Raw genomic sequence first — 20,603 nt, 5'->3', positions numbered from 1 at the left:
GTCTTCTCACGGCCCCAGTTTTGAGGCTAATAGGGCCTCGAAAGCCGCCCTTTATGGGCGCATTTTGCTGCCGACGGGTCAAAGGCAGCCAAAAAACGCCATTTCCAACAAGAAAGCCCCTCATGAAACGCCACGACGCCCATGGTTTGAAGATCGCCCCTGTTCTCTTCGACTTCATCGCGAAGGAAGCGGCCCCGAAGACCGGGATCGCACCGGACGCGTTCTGGGCTGGGCTTGCCGCGATCGTGAAGGATCTGGGTCCCAAGAACCGCGCGCTGCTCGCGGTTCGCGACAGCTTGCAGGCCAAGATCGACGACTGGCACCGCGCGAACAATGGCAAGCCATTCGACATCAATGCCTATACCGCCTTCCTGAAGGAGATCGGCTATCTCTTGCCCGAGCCTGCGACGCAGAAGGTCGAGACCGCTGATGTCGACGAGGAGATCGGCAAGATCTGCGGGCCTCAGCTCGTCGTGCCTCTCACCAATGCGCGCTACGCGCTGAACGCAGCGAATGCGCGCTGGGGCTCGCTCTACGACGCCTTCTACGGCACCGATGCGATCCCGCATGACGCTGCCGATACCGCCAAGGGCTACAGCAAAGCGCGCGGCGACAAGGTCATCGCGAAAGCGAAGGCATTCCTCGACGCCGCCGTGCCGCTCGCGACCGGCAGCCACACCGACGTCACCGCCTATAGCGTGGTCGCTGGCCAGCTTGCGGTGAAGCTGAAGAGCGGCAACGCCACCGCGCCGAAGAACGCTGCGCAGTTCGCGGGCTTCCAGGGCGATGTGGCGGCGCCTTCCGCGGTGCTGCTCGTGAACAATGGCCTGCATGTCGAAGTGAAGATCGACCGCAGCAACACGATCGGCAAGGACGATCCGGCCGGGGTTGCCGACATGATCATGGAGGCGGCCGTCTCCACCATCCTCGACATGGAAGACTCCGTCGCCGCGGTCGATGCCGAGGACAAGGTGCTGGTCTACCGCAACACGCTCGGGCTAATGAACGGCACGCTGTCGGCGGATTTCGAGAAGGGCGGCAAGACACTGACCCGCGCACTCAACACCGACCGCAGCTACAAGACGCCGGACGGCAAGGGCGAGGTGAAGCTGCACGGCCGCAGCCTGCTCCTGATCCGCAATTGCGGTCACCACATGTTCACCGATGCGGTGCTCGACGAGACCGGCGAGGAGATTCCGGAAGGCCTGCTAGATGCGGCCGTCACCGGCCTGCTCGCGATCCACGACCTCAAGGGTCTTTCCAAGAGCAACAACAGCCGCACCGGCTCGGTCTACATCGTCAAGCCGAAGATGCACGGCCCCGACGAGGTCGCGCTGACCTGCGAGATCTTCGGCCGCGTCGAGCAGATGCTCGCACTGCCGGAGAACACGCTCAAGGTCGGCATCATGGACGAGGAGCGGCGCACCACCGTCAACCTCAAGGCCTGCATCCAGCAGGCCTCCAAGCGCATCGTCTTCATCAACACCGGCTTCCTCGACCGCACCGGCGACGAGATCCACACCTCGATGGAAGCGGGGCCGATGATCCGCAAGAACGAGATGAAGGCGCAGGCATGGATCAAGGCCTATGAGGACTGGAACGTCGACATGGGGCTGATCGACGGCCTGCCCGGCCACGCCCAGATCGGCAAAGGCATGTGGGCGGCGCCCGACAAGATGGCGGACATGCTGCAACAGAAGCTCGCCCATCCGCAGGCCGGCGCCACCACCGCCTGGGTGCCCTCGCCGACGGCGGCGACGCTGCACGCGCTGCACTACCATCAGGTCAACGTCATCGCGCGCCAGCAGGAGCTCACCAAGGGCGGGCCGCGCGCAAAACTCTCCGACATCCTCACCATTCCGGTGTCGAAGTCGAACTGGGCGCCCGATGACGTCAAGCAGGAGATCGACAACAACTGCCAGGGCATTCTGGGCTATGTGGTGCGCTGGATCGACCAGGGCGTCGGCTGCTCCAAGGTCCCTGACATCCACGACGTCGGGCTGATGGAAGACCGCGCCACCTTGCGCATCTCGAGCCAGCATCTCGCCAACTGGCTGCACCAGGGCGTCATCACCGAAGCGCAGGTGATGGAATCGCTCAAGCGCATGGCCGTCGTCGTCGACAAGCAGAATGCCGGTGACCTGCTCTACAAGCCGATGGCGCCGTCGTTCGACGGCGTCGCCTTCAAGGCCGCCTGCGACCTCGTGTTCAAGGGCCGCACGCAGCCGAACGGCTACACCGAATACATCCTCACCGCACGCCGCCGCGAGGCGAAGGCCGCCGGTTAATTACGGCTGGCCTGTCAGACGTCAAAAGCCCCGGTTCGCGCCGGGGTTTTTTGCGAGATCCGTAGATGGATAACGGGCCCCGCTAAAACACCGTGAGGTACTTCAACAGCGAGACGATGCCGATGATGATGACGATGACGCGCGCGATCTGCTTGGCGCGGCCGTCCATCGGCAGCATGTTGATGAGATAAAGAACGAGGATGACGACGAGAAAGGTGACGAGTACGCCAACGAGCATCGGAAGGCCCCCTTCAGGCAAATTGCTAACGAACTCCTAACGCCGCGCCCGCCCTTCGGTTCCATTCAAGCAACCCGTTGCAACTTCTAGTAAATACGTACTTCTACCAGCCGAGCTACTGATTAAAACTTTACCCTTTTCCTTCCAAATGCCGAAGCGCTTGCGCCGCGCCGCAGGCGGGCATTGCCGATTTGAAGACCGCTCCTTCCTGATTCGATTGTCGGGGCGCTGCTTTCCGAGCTTTGAAATAGGAATTGGGGGACTTCGATGCTCAATCGTCTGACCGTATCCGTGCTGCTCAAGGCGGTGATCGCGATCACGTCGGTCTGCGTGGTGATTGCACTGTCCCTCACCGCCCTCGAGTCATGGGAGCGTCTCAGGACCGCAAACCGCATCTCGCGGATTGCCGACGCGTCCGCCGATCTCTTCAAGGCGATGCACAATCTGCGCACCGACCGCTCGACGACCTCGCGGCTCCTCAACGCGACGGAGCCGATGGACGCCGAGATCGACAAATACCTGCGCGACTTGCGTGAGGCCGAGATGCCGGCGATGGCACGCGCGCTCGAGCTGCTGCCGACCATGGACTTCCCGCAATCGACGACGCTGGTGCCCGAGCTTGCCCGCCTGTTCAAGCTGCTCGGCGACGAGCAGAAGCAATTCTGGGACGAGGTGGTGAAGCCGAAGGAGCAGCGCCGGACAAGCCTCGCCAAGGAATATATGGAGACGACGCAAGGCCTGTTGGAGACGCTCGACAAGACCTCCAATATCCTCGCCGCCAGCGTCAATCACCAGGATGCAATGATCGACCAGTTGCTGGCGATCAAGCAGAATGCCTGGCTGCTTCGCAACACCGGTGGCGAGGCGTCGCTGATCGTCTCCAACGGCATCGGCGCCGGCCGTCTCGCGCCCGAGACCCGAATCGCCTACATCCAATATGTCGGCGGCATCGCCGCTATGTGGAAAGCGCTGGATTTGTCGACCTCCGGCATGCAATTGCCGCCGGCACTCGTCTCGGCGATGACCGCTGCCAAGGCCGCCTATTTCGATCCCGATTACCTCGCGCTGCGCGATCGTCTCGCCAACGCGGCGGCCAATGGCGAGAAGCCCGAACTAACCGCAAATCAGTGGACGCAGGCCACGGTGGCGCGGCTCGCGAGCGCCGTCGTCGTTGCCGAAGCCGCGCTCGACGCCGCCAAGAGCCATACACTGGAGCAGCGCATCGCAGCCCAGCGCGCACTGATCGTGCAGCTCACGCTCCTGGTGCTGGCCTTGGCACTGACCGCCGGAGCGATCATGCTCGTCACCCGCCGTGTCATCACGCCGCTGGTCAATATTCGCGATGCCATGCTGAAGGTCGCCGGCGGCGATCTCGCCGTCGATAGCGGCTATCTCGACCGGCAGGACGAGATCGGCGCGCTCGCCGGCGCGCTGGAAACCTTCAAGCAGCAGGCCAATGACAAGCTGAACATCGAGGCGCAGGAGCGCGAGCGCAATGCAGGTGCCGCGGCACGTCAACGCGCGGTCGAAACCTATGTCGGCGAGTTCGAGGGCGTCATCCGCAAGACACTTGGCGAGCTGGGTGAGGCCTCCGGAGAAATGCGCAAGACCTCGGGCGATCTCTCGGCCGTCTCACGCCAGACCAACGACCGCGTCCAGGTCGCCGGCAAGGCCTCCAACGACGCCTCGATGAGCGTGGACAGCGTGGCGGCAGCGGCCGAGGAGCTCAGCGCCTCGATCAACGACATCAGCCAGCAGGCGGCGCACGCCGCGGGCATCGCCAGCCGCGCGGTCAGCCAGGCGCGGGAGACCGACGGCACCGTGCAGGGCCTTGCCAAATCCGCCGGACGCATCGGTGAGGTTGTCGGGTTGATCAACACCATTGCCGCGCAAACCAACCTGCTCGCGCTCAATGCGACCATCGAAGCCGCCCGCGCCGGTGAAGCCGGCCGCGGCTTTGCCGTGGTTGCCTCCGAAGTGAAGTCGCTGGCGAGCCAGACCGCCAAGGCGACGGAGGAGATCTCCGAGCAGATCTCCGACATCCAGAAGGTCGCGGGCGATGCCATCAATGCCATCCAGGCAATCGGTGGCATCATTGGCGAGGTCAACGAGGTCGCGACCGCGATTGCCACCGCCGTCCAGCAGCAGGGCGCGGCGACGCAGGAGATCACACGCAGCACGCAATTTGCCGCGCAAGGCACCAGGAACGTCTCGGACAATATCACGGGCGTGAAGGCCGATGCGGATGCCGCCGCGGCCGCAGCCGACAATGTCAAGCACGCCTCGGAAACGCTGGAGACCCAGAGCCGTCAGCTCGGCCACCAGGTCACCGACTTCCTCGGCAAGATCCGCGCGGCGTAGGCTGCGCACTCGATGTCGTTCATTGCCGTCATTGCGAGGAGCGAAGCGACGAAGCAATCCGGAATCCCGCCGCGGAGACATTCTGGATTGCTTCGCTTCGCTCGCAATGACGGGATTGGGGCAGGGATGATCCCACAAGCCGGGGCGTGCCAACAAAAATGTCGAAAACAACCCCATGCAAAGTAGCCGGGACCTCTCAAACGACGCCAGGGGCGTTTAACGCGTCGGGCAAATCAGAGGGGAGATCCATCATCGCGCCCTCGCCGGGCACGAGACCAGCCCAGCGCGCCGATATCGGCACTACTCCCGCGCCACCACGGGCAAGTGGCGGAATTTCGCCCGCACGGAATCCGGCAGCGGCGAGAAGTTCATGGTGACGCCACGCCTGTCGCTGGCGTTGCGATTGGCGACCACCAATCCGCCGGGGCTCGCGACGATATCGCCCTTGCGCAAGGTCGGATCGTCCGTGACCTTGACCGCGGCGAGGCCGACGGAATCCTTGCCGTTGCAAGTACAGCCCGCGACGAGCTCGTTGCGGTAGCGGTAGGCATTCGGCAGGTCGGAATAGTCCTGCCCGGTTTCCGTAACCGCCTCGTCGATGTCGCTGCCATAGACCAGCGTAGTTTCGGCTGAGGGGCAGAAGCTGTTGCAGCTCTGCGCCTTGCTCTCGCTGTCGTTGCCTTGCGCCGGAAAGTGGCGTCCATCGCAGGTGCGCACGCACCAGGCCTGCCCGCCGCCATAGGAACGCACCCGCGGCGCCTCGTAGCGCGGCATGTCGTCGGTGGGGAACGGCATCCTGATCTGTGGCGGCGGCCGGGCGCCGAACGCACCAAACAGCGCCGAGAGGAAATCCTCCGCGCGCGCCGACGACGTCAGCGCCAGGCTGAGCGAAGCGAACAGCAACACCGCCGCGCCGCCGGCCACTTTGACTGTCGAACGCCCGATCATGTTACCTCGGCGCCGAACTGTTCAGGGAGACGGGCGAAAGATTGAGCGCCTGGCGTCCCGAGGCCAGTGTCGCCGCGGCCGGGCGCGCCGCTTTGCGCGACTGATCGCCGCCACGCGCCAGCAGCGGCGCGTTCTTCGGGAGCACCACGACCCTGGTGCCGATATTGACCCGGTTGAAGAGATCGACGACGTCCTCGTTGGTCATGCGGATGCAGCCCGAGGAGACGAACTTCCCGATCGTGGTGGGGTCATTGGTGCCGTGGATGCGATACTCGCTCGCGCCCAGATACATCGCACGCGCGCCGAGCGGATTGCCGAGGCCGCCAGCGACAAAGCGCGGCAGATAGGGCTGGCGCGCGATCATCTCCGCCGGCGGATGCCAATCCGGCCATTCCGCCTTGCGGCTGATCGCCTGCACACCCGACCAGGTGAAGCCGTCGCGCCCGACACCGACACCGTAGCGGATGGCGCGGCCCTGGCCGAGCACGTAGTAGAGCACGGTATTGCCGGTATCGATCACGATCGTCCCGGCCGGCTGGCTGCCGTCGAAGCTGACGATCTGCCGGCGCAGCCGCTCGGGCAGGACGGAATCGTCCGAGGCGACCGGATCATCCGAGGCCTGCGGCTGCCCGGTTACATAGCCTCGCGCATAACCCTGCGGAAAAGCCTGCGGCTGCATTGGCATAAAGCCGAGCGTCTGCGCGCTCGCGGTATCGAGTGGCATCGACAGCAATGCTGACGCAAAGGCAAACGCGGTGAAGGCGCGCGGCGAAGGCCGGCGGTGGGATGCAGATAACTGTGTCATGTGCTGCCCCGTTTGAATCCAAGTGCATCAGGGTGATGCGCTGGCCGAACAAACGCGCTTGCGACGACTCAAGTTCCGCGCGCTCGCGCAGCCGGCCGGTCACAGTCAAGCGAAGGCAACTTCACGAGTCCGCGACGGAACCTTCCAGTCAGAGGCACGTTCTTCAGCAGTCTTGCGCGCGCGGAGCGTGAGCTTCGTGCGGGAGAATGGCTGTGCACGTCCTTCCCGGTGAACGTCTGCTTTCCAACGACAGCGAAGGCGCACCGCTTCCCGACAGCAAAAGCGACCTGCCGCCGGTGATCCGGCGCACCGAGTTCGTTGCCTTCTCGCTCGCTTGTATGCTTCTGATCGCGGTCGTGGCCGTGCTCTATGTCGGCAAGCCGTTCTTCCTTCCCGTCGTGATGGCCTTCGTCACCGGCACCATGCTGTCGCCGGCGGCAACGTCACTGGAACGGCAACGGGTGCCACGTGCGCTGGCCGCTGTGCTGATCGTGGTCACGGTCACCGCGATGGTCACCTTCGTCGTCGCCCTGATCGCTTCGCCGGTCATGGAATGGAGCACCCGCCTGCCGGAGCTCGGCGCACGGCTCAAGGACAAGCTGCATTTGTTCGACCGGCCGCTGGCACTGTGGCAGGAGCTGCAAGCAATGGTTGGCGGTTCGGAAGGCCTGCCGAGCTTCCAGATGCCGAAATTCGAATGGGTGCAGCCGACCCTGGAATTCCTGTCGCCGACCTTCACCGAATTCCTGCTGTTCTTCGCGACCCTGATCCTGTTCATCGCAAGCTGGCGCGACCTGAGGCGCGCGCTGATCATGACCTTCAGCGATCGCGACGCGCGGCTGCGCACCTTACGGATCCTCAACGAGATCGAGGTCCATCTCGGCAACTATCTCGTGACGGTGACGGTCATCAATATCGGCGTCGGCATCGCCACCGGGATCGTCTGTGCGCTGACCGGCATGCCCAATCCGGCCGGGCTCGGCGCGCTGGCGGCGGCGCTGAACTTCATCCCGATCATCGGACCGATCGCGATGTTCGTCGTGCTGGTCGTGGTCGGCCTGATCGCCTTTCCGACCCTCGGCAGCGGATTGATGGCAGCGGTCGCTTTCGGCGGCCTCACCTTCCTGGAGGGACATTTCGTCACGCCCACCATCATCGGCCGGCGGCTGGCACTGAATGCACTGGCGGTATTCCTCGCGCTCGCCTTCTGGACCTGGCTGTGGGGGCCGATGGGGGCCTTCTTGTCATCGCCGCTTCTGATCGTCGCGCTCATTCTGAAAGAGCATCTCCTTCCTCCCGATGCGCCGCAACTACCAGGCGACTGAGTGGTTTCCACAAGGGGAACTTCCGTCACGGCGGAACGTTTTTCCGGCTAGCTCACCGCCAACGATCCGGAGCTTTCGATGTCAATGACCAATGCCGAAACAGGAATGAAAGACTGGACCGACAAGGCCACCCGCGAACGCCTCGAAAAGGATGTCCTAGCCGTGAAAAACGATATCGCCGCCCTCACCGAACAGATCACTGACGCCCTCAATACCTTTGCCAACTCCGCGGGCAAGCAAGCCCGGCGCGGCTACAAGCAGGCGCGCCAGCAGATGGATTCGGCCATGGATGATGCCTCCGAGCGCGGCAGCGCGATGATGGATGCGGCACAGGACGCAGCGACCTCGCTGGAGGAAACGCTCGAGGATGCGATCACGCAGCGCCCGCTCGCGACCGTGGGTATTGCGCTCGGTATCGGCTTCCTGATCGGCATTGCCTGGCGCCGCTAAAAGCCGAGACCACGAAGAGGACCGAACTTCATCGCCGTGCTGGCGGGAGGGATTGAGGAGCGAGGGCGATGTTTCAGCGGATAATCGATGGGATCAGTGCCTCGACGGGTACGACCCTGCGGCTGACCTCGCTTGCGGCAGCCGCAGCGCTTGCGCTCTTCATCACCACGGCATTTCTCTGCGCCGCAGTCTTCATCCTGGTGCTGCAAAACTATGGTCCGGTGCAGGCATGCCTCGCCGGGGCCGGCGTGTTCTTCCTGCTCACGCTGGCCGCCGCCGGCAGCTACATCGCCTACAAGCGAGAGACCGAGAAGCGCGCGCGACAGGCAGCGGAAAAAGCCGCGCGATCCGCAGCCCAAAGCATGCTGTCCGATCCGATGCTGATCGCAACGGGCTTGCAGATCGTCCGCGCCATCGGCGTCAAGCGGCTGCTTCCCATCCTTGCGATCGGCGGCGTGGCGCTCGGCATCATGGCAAGCCGGGCCGGGACACCCGAAGAGGAGGCCTCGCCCGAGCCGGCCGAATAATTATCGGGCAAAATTCGAACTGATCAGGTCACGCAACGGCCGGGCTGGAGCAGCTTTGCGATTTCGGTCAGCGAGCTGACGACGGGCTCGCAGGCGACCGTGGGCTTGCGCCCCTGCTTTTGCAGCAAGACGGGCGGCTTGGCATGGCTGGCATTGCCGGTCTCGATCGTCGCGGGAACACGCAGCAGCACTGACGTATCGGCGAGATCGTTGAGACGCATCGACACGGTGCGGGTCGCAACGGCCGCGGGCCTCGGATTGGCGATGCGGTCGGCCTTGCCGGCGCGATTGACGATGTGGCCCGGCTCATCGGCGACGGCCTGCCAGCGCTGCACGAGATCGTGGCCCGACGCCAGCTGCACGGCACCAACCGTCAACGAGATGGCGACCGCGCCTAAAAACGCTTTGCTGATCTGTGACATGGTTGTTCGTCCCTCGCCCCATGGCGATCACTGGAACAACGCTGCCGGATTGTCAGGGGTTCTCAGGCGTCACGATCACTTAACCGTGTGCGAAAAAGAGACAGGCAAGAGAAATACTGGGATCAAAAATAATTTGCGGCGCCCTGGAACGACTCTTGTGCGCCGGAGTCATCATGGCAGCCGGTTATTCCCCCCTGCCCCATAAACCGGCGACGTAGGGCGCGACTGTGGTGATGCCAGTCGCGCCTTACTTGTTTCCCGGGTTTTTGGCGGGTTTTTTATCCTTCCCCACCTTTTTCCCCACCTTTGGCGCGAGCCTGCTTTAACGGGCCGTTAAGCCCCACGCGGTGCACTACGACCCAAAAGAAAGCAGGGGCGCACACAAATGAAGCTACACGCATTCGACGCGGCGGTTGAGGCTCTGTCGCTATGGGGCACCGCGACTGAAATCCTGGATGTCTCCACACCGGAGTGGTTCACGATCTACAAATGCGCGGTCGTGCTCGCGCCGATCGCGACCGCGTGGGGTGTGGTCACTTGGCGCCGGAAGGTCCGCCGGTTAGGGCTCCGTTAACCTTCTATCTACGCAACCGTTGCGTACGCAAAAGTTGCGTAGTAGTGTCTTCGCATCAACAACGGAGACAGCGGATGACCAGCTACGACATCGAAGACACCCTCCATTCCCTCAGCCGCCAGATGGCCTGCTACCGCAAAGCACCCAAGAAGATGGAGAAGGAATATAAGAGGCTCAACCGGGCGCTGATCGAAAAGAGGCGAGAAGAGCAAGAGGAGGCGGCCTAAGGGCCGCCACTCCGCCCACGTGTACCGTACGAAACAATGACCGCCGACGAATTCAACAAACTGTGCGAGCGACTGAAGCTCCGGGACCAAAGCCACGCGGCCGACGTCATCGGCGTTACCCTACGTACGGTCAACGGCTACGCGAACGGCGGGACTATCCCGGAGCCAGTGGCCCGCCTCTTGCGGCTAATGGAGCGGCTAAAGGTCAACCCGGACTCCGTGACGTAGGTCGTTTGCCTCCTTGTGCTGGTCCATGAGCGACGCAACAGGCCGCGCAAATAGGCGCGCAGCGCGCCCCGTCATGCGGTATTCCGAATCGTCGGGGTAGAAGAGCCCGCAGAGCGGACGACCACTCCACGGGCTTCTTATGGCGCCGGAATTCGCTCACGATCAGCACCCACAGCACCAAGACGGTAAGCGGGTTTGTGAGCCCAATCCACCGGGGCCGAACCTTCGGCCGCCGGTGGATCACGCGCGGGGTTCGCCGGACGGGCTGAACAGTTCCAAGCGCAACTGCGCACCGGCTGGTGTAAGCCATGTTTTCCAGTCGGTGCCAGTAGCTTTCGGCCATGCTCTCACGGCAAGCCCCTTGGCGATTAAACCGTCACGGTCGCGGAAGTCCAAATCCTCAATTGCCTGTTCGCCAATTCGAAGGGCCGCAACCTGCCTATCATTTAACATGTGTTTCATGCCTCTCACCCGAAAAGCCAAATGCAATGCGCGACGACGATGCAAAGCGCCGCGATTATCGTCCCGTAGCGATATGCTCTCAGGGGATCGCTCATGCGCGAAACTTTCCTTGCCAGAAAGTCAGGATTTGGCGGGCGCCGTTCTCGAAACTGCCGATGTGTGAGACGGAATGCGCGCCCGGCCCCTTCATGTACGGAAACTTGGTGGAGCACGCACCGGCCGACAGCGTGGAGTCCATCCACGTTGCCTTGTGGTCGTGGGCCTTGTTCGCAGGGCGTCCCAGCTTCTTCAGGGAGCGCGTAGAGCCGCGCGAGCCGTTCGGGCCAAGATCGCCGTGCAAGCCGCATTCGATGCCCACGAAGTCGCGGGTACGGCAAATCACGTAGGATTCATCTTCCCCCAGGAAGCGGATTGCCTTGGGGATGTTCTTTTGGCGGAGCGCCCATTCAAGTACGTTGAAGTCGCGGTCCCCGTCTTCGACGGCCTGTAGGATTTGATGCTGAAGGAGGGAATAGTAGCGCGCGTTCTCCGGGTCCCGCTCGATGCGGGCTTCGTTCAACCAACGGTCCAAGTGACGGTCATGGTTGGAGCGCACGACGACGGACTCGAGCCAAGGCCGATGGGCTTCGGTCATGAAGTCCGCCGTAACCAACATTTCGCCTTCGACGTTGCCTTCGTCGTTCACCCACTTTTCAAAGGTGCGATGGAAGTTGCGCATTTCGTGGTGGCTGCGGCTGCGCATTGAAAACACGTCGTGCCAGAACTGTTTTCGCGGCGCGAGTTGGTCCAGCATGCCGCCCTTCGCCCACGCGAGTTGCCGCACCCAGAGTTCCATCTCCGCCGCATGGATGTCGCCCCACGTGATCGCCTCAAGGAAGGAGCGCGACGACGCTTCGGTGATCTTGATCGCTTCCACCTTGCCGCCTTCGATGCGCACGCCGCGGTAGCCCGACGGGCCGATGTCGTACACCTCGCCCTTCGCACCAATCTGAAGTTGGCGAACGTACCAATTGCCTTCGGCATCCACTTCGACAAGCAATCCGCCGTAGCTGTGCTTGCGTTCGGCCATGATGCCGATTCGTTTCTGAATGTAGTTGCGCTGCGTGACCGTGCCGGTTGCGTAGTTGAACTTCGTAGGTTCGTCGGCGAGGGATGCGACGGATTCGAGCGCGTGCTTAGCGTGCGGGATGATATTGGACTTGCGGCCGTTGTAGTCTTCGAGACCGGTGAGCGGGTTGGTGGCTGTCGGCAAGATGTTCATCTCGCCGCACCACACCAAGCCCGGCGCAAGCTCCAAGGAGTCGTCGTTGATGTACGGCACCAACTCAGGCGCGTACCACAGCTTGCCAAGGGCGCCGCGCTCCGCCGCCTTCTCATACGTGCCGCGTTTGACGGCCTTCGCGCCGTACGCGTCCATGGCGTATGAGTACGTACCCAAGATGATTTCGCACGTGCCGAAGCTCCGGAGCCATTCGGCGTATGCTTCCAAGTTCGCGAAGCCGGGGTGCGGATGCGTGTTGTTCTGCACGGACGACAGGATGTAGCGCGCGACGCTCTTGCCCTTCGGGAGCGGGCGCTTCGCGGCCTTCACGTAATCCACGCGGCCGTCCACGATCTTGCCTAGCTGAATGCCAAGTTTCTTTTGCGCCAACTCTAGCCGATACGTGTAGGTCTTGCGGGGAAGCTTGCGCATGCGCGCGGCGGCGGACCGATTGCCGCCGGATTGCACGTAGGCTTCAACATCCTTCCGCAGTTCTTCGACGGGTACTTCGGGCGTCATGTCGCAAACTCACTTCCAATTAAAATGTGTGTCGAAATACGATTTGAAGAAATAGAGGAGCACGCCGCCGACAAAGGAGAGCAACGCGCCAAGCGCGGCGAGCCCCAGCTTGCCCGGCACTGACTCGGCCGTCACGCGCATACGGTGGAGGAAAGCGGAGTCAGCTTGGCTCGCTTGGATGCCTTCAGGCGTAGACGCGTTGGTGCCAAGCTGAAGCATGAACTGCTTCATGGCCCGGCTAACAGCGCGCTTTGCGGCCTTCTCCGCCGCAGATTCGATCGCGCGCATAACCTCCGGGTCAATCTTCGGCGCGGGTTTCTTCCGCTTCGCCGTCATCGCCGCGCCGCCTTGATCAGCGCGAAGCCCGCAGCGGCGGTGCTGGCACCGATGAAGAGCGATTGAATGACCGCGTGTTCGGTGGTCTCGAAAAGGCCGGGGAGCGCAGCGACACGCCATGACCCCACGATGTGCACCGACACGGCCGGATAGGGGATGAAGCCGAAGAGGAAGTCGTAGGACGGAAGCCACCGCGACGAATCCAAGCACACCTGCCACGTGTGCCACGCGAACGGCGCGAGGAAGCCAAGAATGGAGCACACCACCATCGGCGAGAACGGGCCTTCCTTCTCGCGAAGCTTCTCATTCAGTTCGTCCGCCTTCGACGCGCCGTCAATCACCGTGGAGCCCACGCGCTGAAGCGTCTCGTTATCGGAAAGATGAATGCGCGCGTTGGCGTCAACGCGCTTGTTGAGGAAATCGAAGACCGGACCAATCGCCGACTTCAAGAATCCAATGGCCAGCCCCCAGAGCATCGCATTCACTCCCCTTCGTCAAGATTGCCCTTCGCGGAGAAGCCCTTTTGGCCGCGCGTGAGATGCGTGACCGCGAGCCACAGAACGGTCACGGCCACCACGATCAGCGTGAGCTTCGTGCTACTGGCGAACGTGGTCCGTACGAAGTTCTGCACGTCCACCAACTGGTACTGATCCGCGAGCGCGCCCAAGCCGGTGAGGATCAGCCACACCATCGCCCGCAAGAACAGGTAGACGCGATGGCCGAAGCGCCACGACATGCGCAGCATCCAAGGCCCGCCGTGCACCTCGCCCTCGCTGGACATCTCTTGAACTAGCGCGGCCATGTCTACCCCTCCCCGACGCGAACAAGGGCGCCGCGCACCTTCGCATCTGCCGGGGCCTTCGGCATGATGTCCGTCAGCGTGTCCAGTGCGGAGTTCATAGCGCTCTCCACGGCGTCAATGCCGCCGCTGACTTCGAACGGCGTCAATGTCTCCGGGCCGTTGAACTCGACTTCAAAAACGATCCTGTACTTCATTGTCCCGCCCCTACCGCTTGGCCATCGCCGTGATTTCGTCGCGGTACTTCCAAGCGAAGTAGCCGATGACAACAAGCGCCACGACGCCCACGATGATGTAGACGCCCGCCGGCACGCCGCCTCCGCTCACCGCGTCGGCCGCAGCGGTAGCAACGCCGCCAGCGCCACCCGTCTTCACGGTGTTGGCCACCTTGCGCTTCATGTCGGCTTCGCGGTTGATTACCGCTCGAGTCGCCGGCCCCACGATGCCGTCAACCGACAACTGCGGGTGTGAAGTCTGCACGCGCAACACGGCCTGTTCGGTCGCATCGCCGAAGGTCGTGTGATCCGGAATCCTGAAGCCGAGTGCTTCGAGCGCGTCATTCAGGTCCGTAACGTCCGGCCCCGTGTCGCCCTTGCGCAGCATGCCGGGCGTTCCGGCCAAGGGGTGATCCGGCTCCGAAGACTTGATCACGCGGCCGTCGGCGTTGAGCACGGGCGGCTTAGTGCGGCCTTCGGGGCCGTAATCACCCTTCAGGATGATGTCAGCTTCGCGAGCGCGGCGCCGGGTGAGCCCATTCAGCACCTTGCCGCCCGCCTTGTTCCAGGACATCAGGCCCGCGCGGATCGCGGCATCGGCCGCCTTGTCACGCCAGCGCGCGACCCATCCGGCGCGGCCGACGGCACCCGTGTTGTAGTGGAAAGACAAGCCCGCGTCGTTCTCATTCGGCTTCGCGTTCGGCATCGCCTTTGCGACGGCGGGAGCGTAGTTGCGCGAGAGCGATTCCCGGAGCAAGAACTCCGCTTGCTCTTCGGTGATGGTGAGCCCGGCGCCGATCTTCTGTCCGAGGAACTGCACGGCGAAGGCGTCGAAATTCGTATTGCCGTAACCGATGGTCCAAACACCCACGGAGTCGCGATACGCCTTCAGCGCGCGGCCCTCAAATGAACGGATGACGGCGAGGCCCTGTTCGGTCGCGTCCATAGTCGAAATCCCTTTTGCGAAATGGGAGCTACGTTCTTAAATTCGTAGCGACTATGGACGCGACGCCGTGAGTGATTCCAGTAACGATTGGGCCCGGACTATTCGGTATAGTAGTAGACGGTAATCCAAATCTTCGGCGAGCCACCGGTCCACGCCACTTGCGACGTATCGCCAGCCTGCCACGTGATCACCAACGACGTATCGAAAGTGATTGGGTCCGTGAGGTGATAGCGGTAGAAGGCACGTGTCTGCGAACTAGCCGCGAGCGGACTCGTAAGGCAGAAGCCGGTGCCAATCTCACCGTTAGATGTCTTCATAGCGTCCCAACCCGCGCCGTAGAAGCCCATGCCGAAGTAGTCTTCGCCGCCGCTGGATTGGTATTTTGCCGCTTGAAACACGTTCCCTTGGTTCGTCCACGTCACGCCGCCGTCGGCCGTCGTGCCTCCAACCGTAGCATTCCACGCTGGCGCGGAGCTTCCGCTAGTGCCTGCCGTTGTAACGCGCTGCACGTTGCCGTTGGAGTCAATGACCGCCATGTTAGCAGCGAAGCCCGCCGACGCGCGCCACACCTGATTAGGTGCGCCGGGAGTCTGCGTCCACGTCACGCTGCCGTCGGCCGTCGTACCGCCCGCCGCTTGATTCCATGTGGGCGCGGAGCTTCCGCTATTGCCCGCAGTAGTGACCGTCTGTAAATTGCCGTTGCCGTCGATGATCTTGTCACCGGCCGCGAACGCCGTGGACGCCTTCCACACCTTCGTGGCGGTGTCGATATAGAAGCGCCAATTGCCCTCCCACGCCGCGCCTTTTGGTGCCAGAGAGTTGGGGAAGTCATCCTGTAGCGCCCAAATGCCAACAAGCCGCCCCCTGCCGATCGCATTGACTGGAATCATGGTCGCATTCGCAGCCGGAGCGTTGACCAAGATCGTGTCAACGTGCAGCCGACGCGTGCGAGGCCAATCGTTGGTGACGCCTGTTTGAATCGTCGCGGTGCTCCACAGCGTCATAGCGGAGCTAGAGCCGTTGACGACTTCGATTTTGACATGCGTTGAGAACGGAATCGGAAGGCGCGACATATAGGACATCACGGAGCCGCCGTCGGTGTTGGCCCCGAATAACTTGCTTTGGAAGTAGCGGTTCGGCGTCGCGGCTCCGTACATATACATAGACTGGAAAAACACGTCCAAGCCCACGGAGATGTCGGGCGTGCTGTTGCCGTCAATGTAGACGTTCAGCGTGCCGCCGCTCAGACTCGCCACGTTGCTGTACATCCCCGCAAGAAGGAGCGTGTCCACATAGCCTTCGCCCGCATAATCAACAAGCGTCACTGTCGCCGAACCGGCAACGCTCTTGTACTCCGTCTTTTGCGATAGCAGAGTGCCCGTCCTCTTATCGGGCGAAAGAATGTCAGTGACGACCGTTCCGCCGCCTCCGCTTCCGGAGCTACCCTCCGGTCCTTTGATATTGCCGATAAGGCCCCACGTACCGGACGCGAGCGCATACACGTCGCCCGTGTCTTCATCCAAGTAAAGGTCGTTGTTGGCCTGCCCTGAAATGGTGCCCGGCGCGCCGCTCCCCGTGTACCACAGCGATCCGCGAGCGCCGTCCGCACCTGCCGGACCGACCGGGCCACCGGGATCGCCGGGGTCACCTTGCAGCCCCTTGATGTTGCCCGTGAGCGTCCAAGCGCCCGATGCCCGCTTGTAAACGTCGCCATTGGTCGTGTTCAAATACACGTCGCCGTCGGCTTGGCCAGTGATCGTGCCGGGCGCGCCCGCGCCTTCGTACCATAGCGATCCGCGCGCACCATCGGCGCCGTTGGCGCCGTCGGCTCCGTCCGCGCCCGCCGCACCGTTGGGTCCAACGGGTCCCTTGATGTTGCCGATCAGGACCCACGCCCCGGATTCTGATTCAGACCCGGCTTCGAATGTGTATACGTCACCGGAATCATCGTCCAAGTACAGGTCGTTGTCGGCTTCACCGGAGATGGCGCCGGGTGCACCACTGCCGTGATACCAAAGCGAACCGCGTCCGCCGGAAGCGCCTTGCATAATCAGCTTGTAGTATGGCCCCAGCCCACTGCCCGCAGTAGGCGAAAAGACGCCTTCGGACGTGTGGTTCTGCAACACCAAATACAGGGCGTCCGCTTCGATGAAATAGTCGTTCTTCGTGTAGTCCGTATCGGGTTGCCACGCGTCTTGAAAATGAAGTGACGCAACCGGGAGCGTGAACGGGCCGAACGTCGCTCCACCGTCAAGGACGATAGTAATCTGCGTGCCGTCCGGCGATTGGTTGATGGCTTGGATTTCGTGCGGCTCCAACGCCGTCACACTCTCAATCGCCTTCTTGAGTTCGTAGGTGTTGCTGTCGAATTCCGCCGCGTCCAGCGGGGCGCCTTTGCCGGAGCCCCACTTGTCGGGGTCCGTCGTACGAAACACAAGGGTGGGCGTATACGGCATAGCTCAACATTCCTTTTCGAGAATGTGAGGATTCCAACCGCCTCTTGCCCTTCAAATCCAGTAACGATTGCCCGCGACACGTCCGCGTCATGGAAGCCAAGGGATGGTGCGTGAGGCATTCGTGCCGAGAGCCACGCCCGGCGAAGTGACGGGGTGTCCTTCCGACAAGCCGCCGTTGCCCCCATAGGAGTAGCTGACCCCGTTGTTGGCCGAAATAAACCACTCCCAAAACGCGTCAATCGGCCCCGCCAACGGGTCTTCCGCGCGGGATGTGCCGTGAACGGAAATGTTGATAGACACGCCGCCTCCGCCGGAAGTGCCACCGTGATCTTGTAGCCACTGCCGAAGGTCCGAAGTATGCATAGACGCGCCAAGGCTCTTGGAACTAGGATCAGGCACGTTCGGAAGCGTGACGCCACCAACAGTCACGGAAAGAGTCGGGCTCACCACCTGATGGATGCCCGCGCTAACGCTAAGGGACATGTTCCCCTTCGTTGCCCAGTGGACCTTTACGACCTTCTGCCACAGGTCCAACTTGAGTGGGTCCTCTTTCGTGCCCTTGTATGTCTTGACCATCATCAGTCCCAATCATCGATGCCGATCTTGATCTCTTCGCCCGTCGCCTGCCGCTTGAACACAGCTTGCTTGATGCGCTTCACTTCGATGTATTGTTCCGCATCGTCCGGGTTTTCCACGCGTACTTGCTCCGTTACACGCCGCGACTTGTCTTCAATCCACTTTGAAGTAAAGCCCGACACCCACGGGTCCGGGCCTTGATCATAGTCGCCGCTATTGCCACCGCTCCAAGCCAGCGTGGACGGGTCGGTTTCGGTGACGACTTGAGCGGGCTGCGTCGGCGGCAACACGCGCGGTGAGAACACATCACCGCTTTGGAATGGCCGGACTACTTTTTCTAAGCTCATGACGACACCATGTCGGCTTCGAGATCGATGGTCTTTGCAATCTTCAGGTCCGTGGTTAGGATACCGAGATTCCTAGCGAACGGCCCCGACGAAATCGGCTTCAAATCGATCTGGAACGTGCACGGGTACTGATTCAGAATGGTGAAGACTTCCTCCGGCTTGTCTGCCGATACCGGAATGATTGCCTCTTGCTCTGTAAACGTGTGCGTCTTTGTAACGTGCTTCACGATAAAGGACGCAGTGAGCTTTTCGAAGTCGAAGCCGTCGTCATCTGGCGGAATCCCCAAAATCGGCGAGTAGGCAACATCGCCCGCGAAGGGGAGCACGTATTGCCCTTCGTAGCGCTGAATTCCCGGCTCCAGGACGCCTTCTTCAACATAGGTAGGTGTGCCCGCGACGGCTTCGATTGCGCCGCCCTTGCCGACGGAGCACGCGAGCGTCACGGCGCCCTTGAACTCGCCGCTGTCGCCGTTGCCCGTGAGTTGATACGCGACAATCTTGCCGCCCGCGAGCCCCCCGGGGAGCCGCGAGTCGTGAAGCACGCCGCTCTTGCGCATCGAAAGATGTGCGTCCACAGCATCCCGAAACGACACTTCGAAGCTAACGCGGACGCAGCGCGCGGCTGCGATCAGCCGCGAGCGCCCAAGGGCGATAAGGAATTCGATACTAGGCGTGCCCCGATCTCTTGTGAAAAAGTCGCGCTTCACCACGGAGCCAATCGGGAGAGCGCCGCCCGGATCGATGGGCGATGCGATATCCGATGACTGGAACGACAAATTCAACACCCCGCCGTCGTCGGGCTCCGTAAGCACCTTCTGCACGTCGGCGGAAATCGAGAATGTCAGTGTTTCGCTCTTGTCCCGGCTAGCGTCATATGCCGCCGTAAGTGTGCCCTTCCACACCTGCTTTGCCACGCGGAGGTAACGCCCGGGGAACCTCGTGGCCAACACGATTTGCGGGAACGCCCACGTTGGGCACAGGACGTTTTTTCCGTCCCACGGCTCGAACAACTGCCCTGTAACTACGTCGTTGCCCCACGCCCACAGCGACTTGCCGCCGCCAACCTGTTCGATGGAGCTAGACCCGACCTTCCACCCGCCGCCGAAGCTCGCGCCCGCCTTGGGCCAGTTCTTGGCCAATTCGTCGCCCGTGTAGGTCACGATGGAGTAGCCGGCGCCGTGTCCGCAGTACTGCGATAAGTTCACTTCGCCAGCCGCCGCTTGCGTCCATGACACCGTTGCGGTGATGTTCACCGTGCGCAGCGGCGAGCCTTCGTACGACACGCGCACGGAGTCATAGAACACGCTATCTTCATCGAAGGTGATCGTACCATCTTCGCCGTTGGTGATGTCGGACGCGGACACCTGCAACGTGGTCCGGTCAATCGCCCACAACTGCGGGCGGGACTCTAACACGCTATCCGGATCGCTCCGCGCGGCTTCAGAGAACCACTCCGGGACCCAATACGGCGCCACCTTCATGGCCGCCGCAAGCGCCGCCTTCTGCGCTTCGAAGTCTTCCGGCCGCGCATCGAAGCGCAGAGATACCGTTTCACCGTCCAGGTCGTCGGGCATGCCAACGACACGGCCGAAGAACAGGGGCGCAACGTCGCCCACCGATGCTTCGCTTGCGGTCGGGTCAAACGCCTTGTTGTATGAGAACCACGCCCACAGCTCCCGCCCGGGCGCAAGGAAGCCAATCTTGGGATTGTCAATCGTGATTGTCAGCGTCGCGAAGTTGCCTTCAGTGTGGTCAAGCGTGAACTCGTAAATGTCTTCGTCCACGCGCATGTGCTCCGCGCCGAAGGTCACGGCGTCGGCGCCAACCCAAGCGAGATAAAACGGGCCTTCCAACATCGCTTAATCCTCTTCGACCACCAACGACCACGACACCACGCGGCCGTATTCGTCTTCCTGCGTCGTGTAGGACATGACCTTCACGACCAATTGCGGTCGGTAGAACGTGTAAGCGCCGTCGGTGCGCGAAGAGCCCGCAACGGGCGTGCGCTGCGGCGCGCCCCCGGCGGTGAGGTACGAAAGCTCCGCCGCGCATCCGATTGTCAGCACGTCGCCGGGCCACACGCCGTCAAGCGGCGGCGCGACCTGATCGCGGCATGAGATGGTGGACGTGTACTTGCGGAACTGCGGCTGAGAAGTATCCTTCAGCTTGCCATTGATCGTACGACGCAAAGACGCCGCCGCGCCGATGTGGTCAAGAGTCTGCGTGAGCCCACGCGCGGAGTAGGGGTTCACACCCGGCCCGCTGATGGTCAGAACCGTTTCATTGCTCATCG

At 62.3% G+C, this 20,603-nt stretch carries 24 protein-coding genes; 8 read left to right on the top strand and 16 right to left on the bottom strand.

What is annotated here, in order from left to right:
- The first annotated feature begins 122 nt into the window (after positions 1 to 122).
- Positions 123 to 2,288, top strand: coding sequence for a malate synthase G (locus YUU_RS0107190; protein ID WP_027521784.1), 2,166 nt, complete (start codon positions 123 to 125; stop codon positions 2,286 to 2,288).
- 82 nt (positions 2,289 to 2,370) lie between these two features.
- Here YUU_RS0107190 and YUU_RS58415 read toward each other — a convergent pair whose 3' ends face one another.
- A complete protein-coding gene (locus tag YUU_RS58415; RefSeq protein WP_100235107.1) occupies positions 2,371 to 2,526 on the bottom strand; it encodes a Thivi_2564 family membrane protein in 156 nt (51 codons plus the stop codon).
- Positions 2,527 to 2,793: 267 nt separating this feature from the next.
- Between YUU_RS58415 and YUU_RS0107180 the strand changes: the two genes are divergently transcribed.
- Entirely contained in the window at positions 2,794 to 4,887 is a 2,094-nt protein-coding gene (locus YUU_RS0107180) for a methyl-accepting chemotaxis protein (protein ID WP_027521783.1), read from the top strand.
- A 300-nt stretch (positions 4,888 to 5,187) separates the two neighbouring features.
- Here YUU_RS0107180 and YUU_RS0107175 read toward each other — a convergent pair whose 3' ends face one another.
- Both YUU_RS0107175 and YUU_RS0107170 read right to left on the bottom strand, forming a co-directional pair.
- Complete coding sequence (locus YUU_RS0107175; protein ID WP_027521782.1) at positions 5,188 to 5,835, bottom strand: DUF2865 domain-containing protein; 648 nt, start codon at positions 5,833 to 5,835, stop codon at positions 5,188 to 5,190.
- 1 nt (position 5,836) lies between these two features.
- A complete protein-coding gene (locus YUU_RS0107170; protein ID WP_027521781.1) occupies positions 5,837 to 6,640 on the bottom strand; it encodes a L,D-transpeptidase in 804 nt (267 codons plus the stop codon).
- Between the two features lie 212 nt (positions 6,641 to 6,852).
- Here YUU_RS0107170 and YUU_RS0107165 point away from each other — a divergent pair, with 212 nt between their 5' ends.
- The 3 genes from YUU_RS0107165 to YUU_RS0107155 all read left to right on the top strand — a co-directional run bounded on the left by YUU_RS0107165 (position 6,853) and on the right by YUU_RS0107155 (position 8,942).
- On the top strand, positions 6,853 to 7,965 hold the full coding sequence (locus YUU_RS0107165) for an AI-2E family transporter (RefSeq protein ID WP_027521780.1): 1,113 nt from the start codon (positions 6,853 to 6,855) through the stop codon (positions 7,963 to 7,965).
- A gap of 78 nt (positions 7,966 to 8,043) precedes the next feature.
- Positions 8,044 to 8,415: a YqjD family protein gene (locus YUU_RS0107160; RefSeq protein ID WP_027521779.1), complete on the top strand. Its 372-nt coding sequence runs from the start codon at positions 8,044 to 8,046 to the stop codon at positions 8,413 to 8,415.
- 68 nt (positions 8,416 to 8,483) lie between these two features.
- Entirely contained in the window at positions 8,484 to 8,942 is a 459-nt protein-coding gene (locus YUU_RS0107155) for a hypothetical protein (protein ID WP_027521778.1), read from the top strand.
- Between the two features lie 23 nt (positions 8,943 to 8,965).
- Here YUU_RS0107155 and YUU_RS0107150 read toward each other — a convergent pair whose 3' ends face one another.
- Positions 8,966 to 9,364, bottom strand: coding sequence for a hypothetical protein (locus tag YUU_RS0107150; protein ID WP_027521777.1), 399 nt, complete (start codon positions 9,362 to 9,364; stop codon positions 8,966 to 8,968).
- A 385-nt stretch (positions 9,365 to 9,749) separates the two neighbouring features.
- On the opposite strand from YUU_RS0107150, the gene YUU_RS0107145 reads away from it, so the two are divergent.
- The 3 genes from YUU_RS0107145 to YUU_RS0107135 all read left to right on the top strand — a co-directional run bounded on the left by YUU_RS0107145 (position 9,750) and on the right by YUU_RS0107135 (position 10,393).
- Positions 9,750 to 9,938 carry a hypothetical protein gene (locus YUU_RS0107145; RefSeq protein ID WP_027521776.1) on the top strand — a complete coding sequence of 63 codons (189 nt, stop codon included), beginning with the start codon at positions 9,750 to 9,752 and terminating at the stop codon, positions 9,936 to 9,938.
- Between the two features lie 74 nt (positions 9,939 to 10,012).
- Positions 10,013 to 10,165, top strand: a complete 153-nt coding sequence (locus YUU_RS58410) for a hypothetical protein (protein WP_156944145.1) — start codon at positions 10,013 to 10,015, stop codon at positions 10,163 to 10,165.
- 36 nt (positions 10,166 to 10,201) lie between these two features.
- Positions 10,202 to 10,393 carry a DNA-binding transcriptional regulator gene (locus YUU_RS0107135; protein WP_027521775.1) on the top strand — a complete coding sequence of 64 codons (192 nt, stop codon included), beginning with the start codon at positions 10,202 to 10,204 and terminating at the stop codon, positions 10,391 to 10,393.
- Positions 10,394 to 10,633: 240 nt separating this feature from the next.
- On the opposite strand, the gene YUU_RS0107130 is transcribed toward YUU_RS0107135, so the two are convergent.
- The 12 genes from YUU_RS0107130 to YUU_RS0107075 all read right to left on the bottom strand — a co-directional run bounded on the left by YUU_RS0107130 (position 10,634) and on the right by YUU_RS0107075 (position 20,601).
- Positions 10,634 to 10,855, bottom strand: coding sequence for a hypothetical protein (locus tag YUU_RS0107130; protein ID WP_027521774.1), 222 nt, complete (start codon positions 10,853 to 10,855; stop codon positions 10,634 to 10,636).
- A 91-nt stretch (positions 10,856 to 10,946) separates the two neighbouring features.
- Complete coding sequence (locus tag YUU_RS0107125) at positions 10,947 to 12,635, bottom strand: hypothetical protein (RefSeq protein ID WP_027521773.1); 1,689 nt, start codon at positions 12,633 to 12,635, stop codon at positions 10,947 to 10,949.
- 9 nt (positions 12,636 to 12,644) lie between these two features.
- Positions 12,645 to 12,971, bottom strand: coding sequence for a hypothetical protein (locus tag YUU_RS0107120; RefSeq protein ID WP_027521772.1), 327 nt, complete (start codon positions 12,969 to 12,971; stop codon positions 12,645 to 12,647).
- Positions 12,968 to 13,447 carry a hypothetical protein gene (locus YUU_RS0107115; RefSeq protein ID WP_198031709.1) on the bottom strand — a complete coding sequence of 160 codons (480 nt, stop codon included), beginning with the start codon at positions 13,445 to 13,447 and terminating at the stop codon, positions 12,968 to 12,970. The genes YUU_RS0107120 and YUU_RS0107115 overlap by 4 nt, the downstream gene beginning before the upstream one ends.
- 5 nt (positions 13,448 to 13,452) lie before the next feature.
- A complete protein-coding gene (locus tag YUU_RS0107110) occupies positions 13,453 to 13,773 on the bottom strand; it encodes a hypothetical protein (protein ID WP_027521770.1) in 321 nt (106 codons plus the stop codon).
- 2 nt (positions 13,774 to 13,775) lie between these two features.
- Positions 13,776 to 13,967 carry a hypothetical protein gene (locus YUU_RS0107105; RefSeq protein ID WP_027521769.1) on the bottom strand — a complete coding sequence of 64 codons (192 nt, stop codon included), beginning with the start codon at positions 13,965 to 13,967 and terminating at the stop codon, positions 13,776 to 13,778.
- A gap of 10 nt (positions 13,968 to 13,977) precedes the next feature.
- Positions 13,978 to 14,931 carry a glycoside hydrolase family protein gene (locus tag YUU_RS0107100; protein ID WP_027521768.1) on the bottom strand — a complete coding sequence of 318 codons (954 nt, stop codon included), beginning with the start codon at positions 14,929 to 14,931 and terminating at the stop codon, positions 13,978 to 13,980.
- Between the two features lie 98 nt (positions 14,932 to 15,029).
- Positions 15,030 to 17,387, bottom strand: a complete 2,358-nt coding sequence (locus YUU_RS0107095) for a DUF2961 domain-containing protein (protein WP_027521767.1) — start codon at positions 17,385 to 17,387, stop codon at positions 15,030 to 15,032.
- Positions 17,388 to 17,474: 87 nt separating this feature from the next.
- A complete protein-coding gene (locus YUU_RS0107090; protein ID WP_027521766.1) occupies positions 17,475 to 17,966 on the bottom strand; it encodes a hypothetical protein in 492 nt (163 codons plus the stop codon).
- Positions 17,966 to 18,310: a hypothetical protein gene (locus YUU_RS58405; RefSeq protein ID WP_156944144.1), complete on the bottom strand. Its 345-nt coding sequence runs from the start codon at positions 18,308 to 18,310 to the stop codon at positions 17,966 to 17,968. The genes YUU_RS0107090 and YUU_RS58405 overlap by 1 nt, the downstream gene beginning before the upstream one ends.
- The gene (locus YUU_RS0107080; protein ID WP_027521765.1) at positions 18,307 to 20,166 is read right to left on the bottom strand and encodes a hypothetical protein; all 1,860 of its coding nucleotides are present in this window, start codon (positions 20,164 to 20,166) and stop codon (positions 18,307 to 18,309) included. The genes YUU_RS58405 and YUU_RS0107080 overlap by 4 nt, the downstream gene beginning before the upstream one ends.
- Positions 20,167 to 20,169: 3 nt before the next feature.
- Positions 20,170 to 20,601 carry a hypothetical protein gene (locus tag YUU_RS0107075; protein ID WP_027521764.1) on the bottom strand — a complete coding sequence of 144 codons (432 nt, stop codon included), beginning with the start codon at positions 20,599 to 20,601 and terminating at the stop codon, positions 20,170 to 20,172.
- Positions 20,602 to 20,603: the final 2 nt, after the last annotated feature.

This window comes from Bradyrhizobium sp. Ec3.3 (assembly GCF_000472925.1).
In the GTDB taxonomy this organism is placed as follows: Bacteria; Pseudomonadota; Alphaproteobacteria; order Rhizobiales; family Xanthobacteraceae; genus Bradyrhizobium.
Note: the sequence above shows the minus strand (reverse complement) of the source record. Positions and strands in the feature narration are given on the sequence as shown.

Coding starts and splice junctions, on each gene's coding strand:
- YUU_RS0107170 (WP_027521781.1), bottom strand. CDS start 6,640: ATGACACAGTTATCTGCATCCCACCGCCGGCCTTCGCCGCGCGCCTTC.
- YUU_RS0107155 (WP_027521778.1), top strand. CDS start 8,484: ATGTTTCAGCGGATAATCGATGGGATCAGTGCCTCGACGGGTACGACC.
- YUU_RS0107190 (WP_027521784.1), top strand. CDS start 123: ATGAAACGCCACGACGCCCATGGTTTGAAGATCGCCCCTGTTCTCTTC.
- YUU_RS58415 (WP_100235107.1), bottom strand. CDS start 2,526: ATGCTCGTTGGCGTACTCGTCACCTTTCTCGTCGTCATCCTCGTTCTT.
- YUU_RS0107090 (WP_027521766.1), bottom strand. CDS start 17,966: ATGATGGTCAAGACATACAAGGGCACGAAAGAGGACCCACTCAAGTTG.
- YUU_RS0107145 (WP_027521776.1), top strand. CDS start 9,750: ATGAAGCTACACGCATTCGACGCGGCGGTTGAGGCTCTGTCGCTATGG.
- YUU_RS0107160 (WP_027521779.1), top strand. CDS start 8,044: ATGTCAATGACCAATGCCGAAACAGGAATGAAAGACTGGACCGACAAG.
- YUU_RS0107135 (WP_027521775.1), top strand. CDS start 10,202: ATGACCGCCGACGAATTCAACAAACTGTGCGAGCGACTGAAGCTCCGG.
- YUU_RS0107100 (WP_027521768.1), bottom strand. CDS start 14,931: ATGGACGCGACCGAACAGGGCCTCGCCGTCATCCGTTCATTTGAGGGC.
- YUU_RS0107130 (WP_027521774.1), bottom strand. CDS start 10,855: ATGAAACACATGTTAAATGATAGGCAGGTTGCGGCCCTTCGAATTGGC.
- YUU_RS0107110 (WP_027521770.1), bottom strand. CDS start 13,773: ATGGCCGCGCTAGTTCAAGAGATGTCCAGCGAGGGCGAGGTGCACGGC.
- YUU_RS0107095 (WP_027521767.1), bottom strand. CDS start 17,387: ATGCCGTATACGCCCACCCTTGTGTTTCGTACGACGGACCCCGACAAG.
- YUU_RS58405 (WP_156944144.1), bottom strand. CDS start 18,310: ATGAGCTTAGAAAAAGTAGTCCGGCCATTCCAAAGCGGTGATGTGTTC.
- YUU_RS0107120 (WP_027521772.1), bottom strand. CDS start 12,971: ATGACGGCGAAGCGGAAGAAACCCGCGCCGAAGATTGACCCGGAGGTT.
- YUU_RS0107075 (WP_027521764.1), bottom strand. CDS start 20,601: ATGAGCAATGAAACGGTTCTGACCATCAGCGGGCCGGGTGTGAACCCC.
- YUU_RS58410 (WP_156944145.1), top strand. CDS start 10,013: ATGACCAGCTACGACATCGAAGACACCCTCCATTCCCTCAGCCGCCAG.
- YUU_RS0107175 (WP_027521782.1), bottom strand. CDS start 5,835: ATGATCGGGCGTTCGACAGTCAAAGTGGCCGGCGGCGCGGCGGTGTTG.
- YUU_RS0107115 (WP_198031709.1), bottom strand. CDS start 13,447: ATGCTCTGGGGGCTGGCCATTGGATTCTTGAAGTCGGCGATTGGTCCG.
- YUU_RS0107180 (WP_027521783.1), top strand. CDS start 2,794: ATGCTCAATCGTCTGACCGTATCCGTGCTGCTCAAGGCGGTGATCGCG.
- YUU_RS0107080 (WP_027521765.1), bottom strand. CDS start 20,166: ATGTTGGAAGGCCCGTTTTATCTCGCTTGGGTTGGCGCCGACGCCGTG.
- YUU_RS0107150 (WP_027521777.1), bottom strand. CDS start 9,364: ATGTCACAGATCAGCAAAGCGTTTTTAGGCGCGGTCGCCATCTCGTTG.
- YUU_RS0107125 (WP_027521773.1), bottom strand. CDS start 12,635: ATGACGCCCGAAGTACCCGTCGAAGAACTGCGGAAGGATGTTGAAGCC.
- YUU_RS0107105 (WP_027521769.1), bottom strand. CDS start 13,967: ATGAAGTACAGGATCGTTTTTGAAGTCGAGTTCAACGGCCCGGAGACA.